This is a genomic window from Butyricimonas sp. DFI.6.44 (assembly GCF_022132345.1).
Lineage (GTDB): Bacteria > Bacteroidota > Bacteroidia > Bacteroidales > Marinifilaceae > Butyricimonas > Butyricimonas muris.
The window spans coordinates 1-12,181 of the sequence record NZ_JAKNJD010000002.1; the positions used below are offsets into that span (position 1 = coordinate 1).

Annotated in this window: 12 protein-coding genes; all 12 read left to right on the forward strand. The window is 52.8% G+C overall.

Annotation, left to right across the window (positions count from 1 at the left end):
• On the forward strand, positions 1 to 155 hold a 155-nt coding region (locus L0M98_RS22570), incomplete at its 5' end, for a DUF4134 family protein (RefSeq protein ID WP_195580648.1).
• Between the two features lie 12 nt (positions 156 to 167).
• The gene (locus L0M98_RS03120) at positions 168 to 464 is read left to right on the forward strand and encodes a DUF4133 domain-containing protein (protein ID WP_004289326.1); all 297 of its coding nucleotides are present in this window, start codon (positions 168 to 170) and stop codon (positions 462 to 464) included.
• Between the two features lie 106 nt (positions 465 to 570).
• Positions 571 to 3,276: a TraG/VirB4 family ATPase gene (locus L0M98_RS03125; RefSeq protein ID WP_080546218.1), complete on the forward strand. Its 2,706-nt coding sequence runs from the start codon at positions 571 to 573 to the stop codon at positions 3,274 to 3,276.
• Positions 3,277 to 3,299: 23 nt separating this feature from the next.
• On the forward strand, positions 3,300 to 3,710 hold the full coding sequence (locus L0M98_RS03130; protein ID WP_004289328.1) for a DNA-directed RNA polymerase subunit alpha C-terminal domain-containing protein: 411 nt from the start codon (positions 3,300 to 3,302) through the stop codon (positions 3,708 to 3,710).
• A 34-nt stretch (positions 3,711 to 3,744) separates the two neighbouring features.
• Positions 3,745 to 6,291 (forward strand): hypothetical protein, encoded by a 2,547-nt coding sequence (locus L0M98_RS03135; protein ID WP_005776136.1) that lies wholly within the window; start codon positions 3,745 to 3,747, stop codon positions 6,289 to 6,291.
• Positions 6,288 to 7,010, forward strand: coding sequence for a hypothetical protein (locus L0M98_RS03140; RefSeq protein WP_004289331.1), 723 nt, complete (start codon positions 6,288 to 6,290; stop codon positions 7,008 to 7,010). Before L0M98_RS03135 ends, L0M98_RS03140 begins: the two co-directional genes overlap by 4 nt.
• A gap of 156 nt (positions 7,011 to 7,166) precedes the next feature.
• Positions 7,167 to 7,931 (forward strand): DNA-methyltransferase, encoded by a 765-nt coding sequence (locus tag L0M98_RS03145; protein WP_004289332.1) that lies wholly within the window; start codon positions 7,167 to 7,169, stop codon positions 7,929 to 7,931.
• A 67-nt stretch (positions 7,932 to 7,998) separates the two neighbouring features.
• Positions 7,999 to 8,766 carry a DUF5045 domain-containing protein gene (locus L0M98_RS03150; RefSeq protein WP_004289333.1) on the forward strand — a complete coding sequence of 256 codons (768 nt, stop codon included), beginning with the start codon at positions 7,999 to 8,001 and terminating at the stop codon, positions 8,764 to 8,766.
• Positions 8,767 to 8,779: 13 nt separating this feature from the next.
• Positions 8,780 to 9,913 (forward strand): membrane protein, encoded by a 1,134-nt coding sequence (locus L0M98_RS03155; RefSeq protein ID WP_008666798.1) that lies wholly within the window; start codon positions 8,780 to 8,782, stop codon positions 9,911 to 9,913.
• 27 nt (positions 9,914 to 9,940) lie between these two features.
• A complete protein-coding gene (traK, locus tag L0M98_RS03160; RefSeq protein ID WP_004289336.1) occupies positions 9,941 to 10,555 on the forward strand; it encodes a conjugative transposon protein TraK in 615 nt (204 codons plus the stop codon).
• A 13-nt stretch (positions 10,556 to 10,568) separates the two neighbouring features.
• A complete protein-coding gene (locus L0M98_RS03165) occupies positions 10,569 to 10,952 on the forward strand; it encodes a hypothetical protein (RefSeq protein WP_004289337.1) in 384 nt (127 codons plus the stop codon).
• Positions 10,953 to 11,024: 72 nt separating this feature from the next.
• On the forward strand, positions 11,025 to 12,176 hold the full coding sequence (gene traM / locus L0M98_RS03170; RefSeq protein ID WP_004289338.1) for a conjugative transposon protein TraM: 1,152 nt from the start codon (positions 11,025 to 11,027) through the stop codon (positions 12,174 to 12,176).
• The last annotated feature ends 5 nt before the right edge of the window (positions 12,177 to 12,181 follow it).

Here is a 12,181-nt window from a genome sequence, read left to right on the forward strand (position 1 = left end):
AACCGCCCACCGCAAGGTGGGTATGGCGCTGGGTGCTTAGCCCACACAACGAGGAACAGGACGTGAAGAAGAAAATCATGATGGTCGTGGGCGCATGTATTTTCTTAATCGCTGCCGCACAAGCACTTCCGATGTTCTTCGGTATCGGCGCATAAACCTTCCGCACGATGAAAGGCAAGGACGAACGTTACCCTGACTACCCGCTGTTCAAAGGTCTTCAACGGCCTTTGGAGTTCATGGGCATCCAGGGACGCTATATCTACTGGGCGGCAGGCGTTGCCGGCGGAGCCATCGTCGGCTTTATCATCGCCTACTGTCTCGCAGGGTTCGTGGTCGGACTGGTCGTGCTGGTTGCGGTCGTCTCGACGGGTATCGCCCTTATCATGCTCAAACAGCGGAAAGGGCTGCATACCAAGAAAGACGGGCGCGGGGTGTATATCTACGCCCACTCGAAGAAGCTGTGAGAAGAAAAGAAAAACCATCACGGGCAACGTGTGGTCTTGTTGAATGTTGAACGCGGGCCGGCCGCCTGAAATCCGGGCGGCCCGGCCTTTTTTATCGTATTTTAAGATGACTTTGTACATCATTCTACTTTTTATCGCCTTGTGTGCCGGCATGGCCCTGTCGGTCTATGCGTTCGGTACCGGAGGCAAGCGCAAGCGTATCTTTCAGGACATCTATTTTTCCGTGGAAGAGACGAACGGCGTGGGCGTGCTCTATACCAAGACGGGCGAATATTCTGCTATCCTGAAAATAGAGAACCCCGTGCAAAAATACTGCGCGAACATTGACAGCTACTATGAGTTCACGCACCTTTTCACCGCCCTCGCACAGACGCTCGGCGAAGGATATGCCCTGCACAAACAGGACATCTTCGTCAGGAAACAGTTCGAGAACGAGACGGGCGACAAACACGAGTTCCTCTCGTCGGCCTACTTCCGTTACTTCAAGGGGCGCAACTACACGGACAGCGTGTGTTACCTGACTATCACACAGGAGGCGAAGAAGAGCCGACTGTTCTCGTTCGACAACAAGAAGTGGCGCGATTTTCTGGTCAAGATCCGCAAAGTGCATGACCAGCTGCACGATGCCGGGGTACAGGCCAAGTTCCTGAACAAAGCCGAGGCGAGCGAATACGTGGACCGCTATTTCGCCATGAACTTCAAGGACCGGATCGTGTCGATGACCAACTTCAAGGCAGACGACGAGACAGTCTCGATGGGCGACAAACGCTGCAAGGTATATAGTCTTGTCGATGTGGACTGCGCCGCACTGCCTTCACTGATAAGACCTTATACCAATATAGAGGTCAATAACACGGATATGCCCGTGGACCTGCTGGCTGCCATTGACAGCATTCCGAGTGCGGAGGCTGTCATCTATAACCAGATTGTCTTCCTGCCCAATCAGAAAAGGGAACTGGCCCTGCTGGACAAAAAGAAGAACCGGCACGCCAGTATTCCCAATCCGAGCAACCAGATGGCCGTGGAGGACATCAAGCGGGTACAGGAGGTCATCGCGCGGGAAAGCAAGCAGCTCGTGTACACTCATTTCAACCTGATTGTCGCCGTACCGACTGGTACGGACCTGCAAAAATGCACGAACCATTTGGAGAATGCTTTCGGACGTATGGGTATCCATATTTCCAAAAGGGCGTACAACCAGCTGGAACTGTTCGTAAACTCGTTTCCGGGTAACTGCTACGGCATGAACGAGGACTATGACCGCTTCCTGACGCTGGGTGACGCGGCGGTGTGCCTGATGTATAAGGAGCACATACAGCACAGCGAAGAAACACCGCTGAAAATTTACTACACGGACCGCCAAGGCGTGCCGGTAGCTATCGACATCACGGGAAAGGAAGGGAAAAACAAACTGACGGACAACTCGAATTTCTTTTGTTTAGGGCCTTCGGGCAGCGGCAAGAGCTTCCACATGAACTCTGTCGTGCGCCAGTTGTACGAGCAGGGCACAGACGTGGTGATGGTCGATACGGGTAACAGCTACGAGGGCCTTTGCGAATACCTCGGCGGCAAGTACATTTCCTATACCGAGGAAAGACCGATTACCATGAACCCGTTCCGCATCAACCGGGTTGAAATGAATGTGGAGAAAACGGGCTTCCTGAAAAACCTCGTACTGCTCATCTGGAAAGGCTCGCAGGGTACGGTCACGAAGACGGAGGACCGCCTGATAGAACAGGTCATCACGGAGTATTACGACACCTATTTCAACGGTTTCGACGGCTTCACGCCCCTGCAACGGGAGGATTTGCGTAAGGGGCTGCTCATCGACGACCGTAACCGTACCGAGAAGCGGGACGAGGACGAAGGAGAGCGGGCCGGGCGTATCGAGCGCATGATCGACGAGATGGAACGCCGCCGTAAGGAGCTAAAAGTGGAAGAGCTGTCGTTCAACTCGTTCTATGAGTTTTCCGTGCAGCGCATCCCCGACATCTGTACCGAGAACCACATTTCGGGCATCGACATCTCGACGTACCGTTACATGATGAAGGACTTCTACCGGGGAGGCAATCATGAAAAGACGCTGAACGAGAACATGGACAGTTCACTGTTTGATGAGACGTTCATCGTCTTCGAAATCGACAGTATAAAAGATGATCCTCTCCTGTTCCCTCTTGTCACGCTGATTATCATGGACGTATTCTTACAGAAGATGCGTATCAAGAAGAACCGCAAAGTCCTGGTCATAGAGGAAGCGTGGAAGGCGATTGCCAGCCCGCTCATGGCCGAATACATCAAGTTTATGTACAAGACGGCCCGTAAGTTCTGGGCTTCGGTCGGCGTGGTGACACAGGAGATACAGGACATCATCGGCAGCCCTATCGTCAAGGAAGCCATCATCAACAACTCGGACGTGGTGATGCTGCTCGACCAGAGCAAGTTCCGTGAGCGGTTCGATGAAATCAAGGCTATCCTCGGCCTTACTGACGTGGACTGCAAGAAGATATTCACCATCAACCGGCTGGAAAACAAGGAAGGGCGCAGTTTCTTCCGCGAGGTGTTCATCCGCCGGGGAACGACCAGCGGCGTGTACGGTGTAGAAGAACCAAGAGAATGTTACATGACCTACACCACGGAGCGGGCGGAGAAAGAAGCCTTGAAACTCTATAAACGGGAACTGCGGTGCAGTCATCAGGAAGCTATTGAGGCGTACTGCCGGGACTGGAACGCCAGCGGTATCGGGAAGTCCCTGCCGTTCGCCCAAAAGGTCAACGAGGCCGGGCAGGTATTGAACCTTCATGTAAAACAATAACAATCAAATCATTAATTACAAAAATGGAAAAGATAGACATTAGCCAAAGTGTAAAGACACTTGAGTTCGGGAGCAAATATGAAGCCCGTATCCAGCGGATATTCCGTGAGTTCGACATCAAGACCATCCGGGATTTGTGCCAATGGCCCGGAAAGGACTTGGTAAGGGTACGCGACATGGGAAGAAAAAGCATTGAGGAAATAGAGGATGTTCTGGAAAGATACAATCTCCGGTTGGGGATGCTCGGTAAGGAACTGGACGAATACGCCGGCATAGAAAATTCCGTACAGGACGAGGAAGAAGAGGCGAAGTGGGAACAACGCAGGTACGAGATCGCCAAGGAGGTATTCATACATCACCGTCTGGTGGCAAATTCCGCCGTATATGAGGCCGACGGACTGATACGTGCACTAAGAGGCATGACGCACCGTTGACGGATATCTGTTTTTAACCGGAGAGGAATCCATGATGAAACGGCTGTCACTTATCCTTATACTCCTGTCGCTCGCCGTTGTGCAGCAGGTCCACGCGCAGTATTACAGCGTGAACTACGACGCACGCACGGTGGCGGCAATGGCTACCGCTTTCGGTACGGAAGCCGTGGCGGAAAGCTATTACCGGGAGCAGGTCGATGACATTCTCAAGCACTACAATGCGGCGGAAGTGGCTACGGCGGGGATTTTTGCCTCCAAGTTCTTGGAGCATAAAGCCTTTTCCGACCTCGGTATCTGGAATAGCAGTACAGAAAATTACTACTACCGCCGCATTTACCGCATGGTCTCGGAGAAAATCATGCCGAAGATATGGGTGGTGGCGAAACTGATGCTCCGCTCGCCTCAAACGGCTATCTACTGGGGCAGCTACCTGATGAAAATCTGCGACGAGACGAAAAGTCTGTGTATGCAGTTCGAGAGTGTGGTGACGAACAGCACGCTGGGCTTTTCGGACATCGTGTTTCTGGAAATCAACCGAAACATCGCCCCTCTGCTGAAACTCTCGGAAGTGGGCGACATCGACTGGCAACGTATGTTGGACGATCTCGCCAGCGTGCCGGGTAACTTTACGAAAGAGAACCTGCAACACGACATCGACAACCTCTACAACATGGGTGTCGGTCTCGCCTCGGCTGGTATCGGAAATATCGGTGACGTCCTGCTGCAGACCAGTTCTTTCCATGATCTGATGGGCGGCAGGGTCAGCAAGGTCATCGACCTGTATGACCATTACGGTGCGCTCTTCGAGCAGGCGGAACATGACCTCGGAGGTCTGCTGATTGATATGGTGGGCGGAGAGGACAACGTGGCGGGACTGTTCGATTTCAGCAACTACGACCTTACCTCGTGGATGACAGATTATCTGGACAAGACAGCGGGAAACTACTACACGCAACGGTGGTATATCGCCCGTCGCGAGCAAGGGAGTATCGCCCTGTGCGATTACTACCCGCCGACGGACGACAACAGCATATTGAACGGCGGAGAGTGGACACGTTTCGAGACGACCGATCCCGGCTTCTATCCCAATGCCTCGCAACGGGAGCAGGTTCTCGCCAATTCGGAACGGTACGCCGGTTGGTCGAGAAGCCGGGTTCAGCTGCTCAACAGTCAGAACGACGGCTATACCTACACCATCGACTACTGGCAGAACGGTTACATCATCAGTCGGGGCGGCAAACAGACGAAGAAAGCCTATGCCTATGAAATCCATGTGAAGAAAAGCTGGAACCGGGAGGAAATCATTTACGAGGAGGTGTTCGATTCCTATTCGATGGACCTGAACACGTTCAAGGCGCAACTCAATGCCCGCCTCTTGGAGTTCAACGACAACGAGGAGGGTTATACTTACTATATCGCATCCGATGCGCGGAACTACTATCAGGCGACGGACGCTGCGAAGTTGCAGGGCTGCGAGAGCGTGACCATCAGCGTAACCTGCTCGGACGGGGCTACGCTTGGTCAGGGCACGACGCAGTACAAGTGCAGAAAGTGCGGCAAATCCCTGAACGCCCATTCAAAGGAGTGTGCCATGCAGACCACGGTTACGGAGAACGAATTGGACTTGTCCGAGTTGGACGCCATGCTGCAGGAGGCGGAGAACCAGGTGGCCGCCCTTCAGTCGCAAATCAATGCGTTGGAGAATGAGAATGCCGACCTGCTGAAAAAAATCGCCGAGGCGAGCGTGGAAGATGCGGCGGTGTACCGACAGCAGTACAATGCGAACAAAACACAGATAGACCGCCTGAAAAGCGAGCTGTCCGAATGGCAGAAGAAACAACGGGAATACACCGACGCAAAAGCCGAGGCGGCGGGCGATAACGATGTGGCAACGGACGACTATTACCGCATACCGGCCATCATGCAGGACTGTAAGACGGCTTACAGCCTGTCATGGCAGGACGGCGGGGCGTGGAACGGCTACACCTATGTCCGTAAGGCGACCATGCCGAACATCAACGGGGTCATCACGTTCAAGGCGACGGTCTCGATAGCCCGCAAACCGAAATATTTCCTCGGTATCAAGATACACCGTGCCATCGTGCAGATCAGTTGGGAACTGACCACGGAATATACCGACACGTATGTAGCCGACGTGCTGACACTCGACCCGAACCTGTCGGACGCGGAGAAAACGAAACTGGTGAACGACCGTATTGCGGAGATTGCACGGGAACACCCTTCGTGCAAGATCACGACGGAATACGCCCGTACCCCGCCATTGGAAGAGACTCCGACCGGGGAGGTGTACCATCTGCTGTGGTCGAGCGACCGGCTCGAAATCGCACGGGAAGTGGATTCCCGGATTACAAAAATATATGCAGACCTCGTGTCGCTGGAAAAGATGATGCACTATAAGCGGAGCATCATCGACGTGCTGAAGGATGTGCTGCCCGAACTGGACATGGACGAGGGACGCAGGCTGACGCTCGTGGAGGAATGCCACGAACGTTGGGTGGAGAATGCGCGAAACCTGCGGAACGGAAACGGCAAAGACAGCGGAAAGGAGGTGCGGCCATGAAACGTGCCCTGCTGATGACAGTCGTGCTGCTGGTTCTCCTGCCCGGCATCGCCAAGGCGCAATGGACCTTCGACATCGTGTCAGTGGAAGCCTACATCAACGACCACAAGAAACAGCGGAGCCTGCTGCTGGCCCGCAGTACGCTGGAATACAGCAACAAGCTGCTGCACGAATACAGCCGCAAGGAGATCGGCGAGTACAAGGAACTGAATGTGGACTTGGATCGCTACACCCGTGCCTTCGATGTCATCGACGTGATGTACCAGTCCTTGCGGACGGTACTGAACGTGAAAAGCACTTATACGGCGGTCAGCGACCGTATCGGCGATTACAAGAAACTGTTGGAGGACTTCAACGAGAGAATCGTGAAACGGGGACGCATCGACCCCGGCGATGCCGTGATACTGGCCATCAACGAAAAGGCAATACGGGACATCGCCAATGACGGGGAGCAGCTCTACAAGTCGGTGAGCGACCTTGTGCTGTATGCCACCGGGGCGGCGGCCTGCTCGACCTCCGACCTGCTGCTGGTACTGGAAGCGGTGAACACGTCGCTGGACGACATCGAGCGACACCTGAACCGGGCGTATATCGAGACATGGCGGTACATACAGGTGCGTATCGGTTACTGGAAAGCGAAGATTTACCGTCCCAAGGTCAAGGAGATTATCGACGGAGCTTTCGGACGATGGCGCAAAGCGGGACGGCTGGATTATTAATGAACGATGAAAGGGAAAGAAGACAGACTATCTACAGGTTGGAGTTTGACTTCCATGCCATCGACATCGGGAAATAAAAACAGAGAAAGAATTTTTAGTACGAACAAGCCTATTGGGATTATAACCAAGGGATAAAGAGACATTTAGATTGATGCAATGGAAAAGATTGTTTTTGCAAAAGACATTACGTTATATAAAGCCGACTGTCTTGAAGTAATGCCTTTTCTTCCGGAATCAAGTATCGACTTGGTTTTATGTGATCCCCCCTTTGGAATCACAGCTTCACAGTGGGATAAAATAATACCATTCCCGGAAATGTGGAAAGAGATCAGGAGAGTCAGGAAAGAAAATGCACCTACGGTCTTATTTGGCAGCGAACCGTTCAGCAGCCTTCTACGCTGCGGTAATTTAGAGGAATTTAAATATGACTGGGTTTGGGAAAAGTCAAAAGCAAGCAATTTTCTTCTCGCTAAAAAACAACCTCTAAAAGCACATGAGCTAATAAGTGTCTTTGGTAAAGGTAGAACCCCTTATTATCCCATCATGGAGGAAGGTGAGCCTTACGGGAATCGCACGAAGAGAGGAAGCAATTGGACAGGAATAAACAATGTCCCCAATCCTACATTCAGAAATGAAAACAAAGGGACAAGGTATCCACGAAGTGTGATATACTTCAAAACAGCGGAATCGGAAGGCAAAACGATTCATGTCAACCAAAAGCCGATTGCATTATTGCAGTATCTGATAAGAACATACACAAAGGAAGGAGATACTGTCCTTGATTTTGCATCGGGGAGCATGAGCACCGCAATTGCCTGTATCTATACGCATAGAAAATGTATTTGCATTGAAAAAGACGAGACGCATTTCTCGCAGGGAGAGAAACGAGTCAGGAATGAGTACCAATATTTACGGCTTTGAAGCAGGCCCTCAAAGTATGACTATACGATATAAATAACTGTAAAATAATGAATAACCGGAAATTAATATGAACAGAACTCTCTTACTCATGGCGGTTGCAGCAGTTGCAACGAGCGGTGTCAAGGCGCAGTCGGTTACTTACAACCATGACTCGCCGAAACAGAACCAGATTACGGTCATGGAAACCGGTACGGGCGCTCTGTCGCCCGAACTTTACTACACGCTGCTGCATAACAAGTACAAGAAGTCGGCGGCAAGCAAGAACAAACTGTCGTTCCGCACGCTGGCGGGTGTCAATCTCTACAATCAGACAGATGAAGCGGAAGCCATTGACTCGGCTCTGGTCAAACGTGCCGAAATCGAGGCGCTGAACGTGGCCGACCGGCAGATTGACCTCGCATGGCTGGCCGAGGGCGATAAGATAAACGCTCAAATGGAGCGGTTTCAGCGCAACATAGACCGGATTCTCCTTGCCGGGGGCACGACGGACGACAAGGAGCGGTGGACGGAATACTATCATGTGTACCAGTGTGCCATCGACGCAACGAAGGACGCTTATATGCCCAATGCGCAACGAAAGAAAGAATACCTGCGGATCTACGAAGACGTGGTACGGCAGAACGAGATTCTGGTCGGCTACCTTGCCCGAAGACAGAACGCCACGGCCACGGACGGATTGCTGAACGCAACCGCCGACCGAACCTTGGACAAAAGCAGCGTCGTCAGAAACGCCATGAGCCGCTGGAACGAATCGCGCCTTGCGGTGCGAGGTTCACAGTCGGACGGCGGCACTGGAACGGGCGACGGAGACGAGACGGTAAACAGAGGGAACTAAAAGCATATAACCTATGGCAGACGGAAATATTCTTTCGGATTTCGGTATCGACCTCTTGGAAGAGGAGATCGACGACGTGATTTTTCAGACCAACGAGTTCCTGACCGACGCGACCTTTACCGGCTCGCAAGGTCCATTTTGGTGGATATTGCAGATGTGCATGGCGCTGGCCGCCCTGTTCGCTATCGTCATGGCGGCAGGCATGGCGTACAAAATGATGGTCAAGCACGAGCCTTTGGACGTGATGAAGCTCTTCAGACCGCTGGCCGTGTCGCTCATTCTCTGCTGGTGGTATCCTCCGGCAGACACGGGCATGGCAAACAGCGGGAGCAACTGGTGCTTTTTAGATTTCCTCTCCTATATCCCGAACTGCGTCGGTTCGTACACACATGACCTGTACGAGGCCGAAGCCTCGCAAATCTCGGACAAGTTCGAGGAAGTGCAGGAGTTGATTTACGTGCGCGACACGATGTACACTGCCCTGCAGGCACAAGCCGATGTCGCCCACACGGGTACGTCCGATCCCAACCTTATCGAGGCAACGATGGAACAAACTGGCGTGGACGAGGTTACGAACATGGAGAAGGATGCAGCGAAGCTGTGGTTCACGTCGCTGACATCGGGTGTCATCGTGGGAATAGACAAAATCATCATACTTATCGCCTTGGTGGTGTTCCGTATCGGTTGGTGGGCGACGATTTACTGCCAGCAAATTCTTTTGGGAATGCTCACCATTTTCGGACCTATCCAGTGGGCGTTTTCGCTCCTGCCCAAATGGGAAGGCGCATGGGCGAAGTGGCTCACGAGGTATCTGACGGTGCATTTCTACGGGGCGATGCTCTACTTCGTGGGCTTCTACGTACTGCTGCTGTTCGACATCGTGCTCTGCATACAGGTGGAGAACCTGACGGCGATAACGACAAGCGAGCAGACGATGGCAGCTTACCTGCAAAACTCCTTCTTCTCGGCGGGCTATCTGATGGCGGCAAGCATCGTGGCCCTGAAATGCCTGAACCTCGTCCCCGACCTTGCGGCATGGATGATACCGGAGGGTGACACGGCGTTCTCAACCCGAAACTTCGGCGAGGGCGTGGCGCAGCAGGCTAAAATGACGGCAACAGGCGCAATGGGTACGGTAATGAGATAACAAAGTAACGATAAATATTCAAACAAAATGGTCATCAAGAATTTAGAGAACAAAATCAAACTGGTCGGAATTATTTGCACCGCCTTTCTTGTGGGCTGCGTCATCATCAGCGTGTCGAGTATCTGGACGGCCCGCACGATGGTTACGGACGCTCAAAAGAAAGTGTATGTGCTGGACGGCAACGTGCCCATACTGGTACGCCGCACGACAATGGAGGAAACGCTCGACGTGGAAGCCAAGAACCATGTCGAAATGTTCCACCACTACTTCTTTACCCTTGCTCCCGACGACAAGTACATCCGCTACACGATGGAGAAAGCGATGTACTTAGTGGACGAAACGGGCTTGGCGCAGTACAATACGCTCAAGGAGAAAGGCTTCTATTCCAACATCTTGGGAACGAGTGCCGTCTTTTCGATTTTCTGCGACAGTATCACCTTCAACAAGGAGAAGATGGAGTTCACTTACTACGGGCGGCAGCGTATCGAACGGCGCAGCAATATCCTGATGCGCGAACTGGTTACGGCGGGACAGCTCAAGCGTGTACCCCGGACGGAGAACAACCCGCACGGGCTGCTCATCGTGAACTGGCGCACGCTGCTGAACAAGGACATCGAGCAAAAGACAAAAAGCAACTATTAACTCTACCAGCCCTATGAATATCAAAGGATTCAGACGTATGCTGTTCGGCGAGAAGATGCCGGACAAAAACGACCCGAAATACAAGGAGCGCTACGAACGCGACGTGGATGCCGGGCGACGCTTCGCCAAAGCGACACGTATCGACAAGGCAGTGGCCAAAGTACAGGGTTTCGCCAACGCCCACCGGACGCTGTTTCTCGTCATCGTATTCGGCTTCGCCATCTGCGGGCTGACATGGAATATTTACCGCCTGACGGTGGTGTACTGCCATCATCCAGTCCGCCGAACGGCCACGGAAATGCAGGATTCCGTGCTCCGGGAACGGCATAAGATGCTTTCCGTACCGCATGTACGAAGATTCGATACGAAGGAAAGCGGTACGGAAAGGCCGGAATAGAACGGCAGGCTTATGAATATGCCGTTTGAGAGAACTATAAGCAAGTATGTGCAACTCAATTAAAGGGAAACAATGAACAATATCTTCAAGAGAATCAATTTCAGGCAGCCGAAGTATATGCTTCCGGCTATCCTCTATATCCCCCTTCTCGGCACGTCGTACTTCATTTTCGACCTGTTCCATACCGAGAAGGCCGAGGTACAGGACAAGACACTCCAGACGACCGAGTTCCTGAATCCCGAATTGCCGGACGCCCAAATCAAGGGCGGCGACGGTATCGGCAGCAAGTATGAGAACATGGCCAAATCATGGGGCAAGATACAAGATTATTCCGCTGTGGACAACATCGAGCGGGACGAACCGGACGATAACCAAGAGGAATATGAATCGCAATACACCGAAGAGGATATCGCCCTGCTTGACCGGCAGGAAAAGGAGAAAGATCTGGCAGCGGAAGCGGCCGATGCCAAGAGGCGGGAGCAGGAAGCTCTCGCAGAACTGGAAAAAGCACTCGCCGAAGCGAGGTTGAGAGGACAACGGGAGGTCATGCCGTCCGCAACGGACAGCACCGCAACGGTGGCTCCGCCGGACACGATGACGCAGACCAAGGGAACCATCGACGAGGAAAGCCGTTCGGTCAAAGCTCCTGCGGAGACGGACAAGGCAAGCGAGGTGGTGAAGAAGGTAAAGACGACTTCGGACTACTTCAACACACTGGCGAAAGATGCACGGGAACCGAAACTCATCAAGGCGATCATCGACGAAAACATCAAGGCCGTGGACGGCTCGCGTGTGCGGCTGCGCCTGCTGGACGACATCGAAATCAACGAGAGCGTGGTCAGGCGTGGTACTTACCTGTATGCCACAGTCAGCGGTTTCTCTTCCGGACGTGTAAAAGGAAGCATCAACAGCATATTGGTGGAGGACGAACTGGTCAAGGTCAGCTTGTCAATCTACGATACGGACGGGCTGGAAGGACTTTACGTACCCATCAGCCAATTCCGCGAGACAAGCAAGGACGTGGCGAGCAGTGCCATGTCGGGCAGTATGAACATGAATACCAGCGGATACGGTAACAGCCTCGCCCAATGGGGTATGCAGGCGGTGAACAATGCCTACCAGAAAACGAGTAACGCCATCAGCAAGGCCATCAAGAAAAACAAGGTGAAGCTGAAATACGGGACGTTTGTGTATCTGGTGAACGGACGGGAAAACAGGAACTAAAAGGT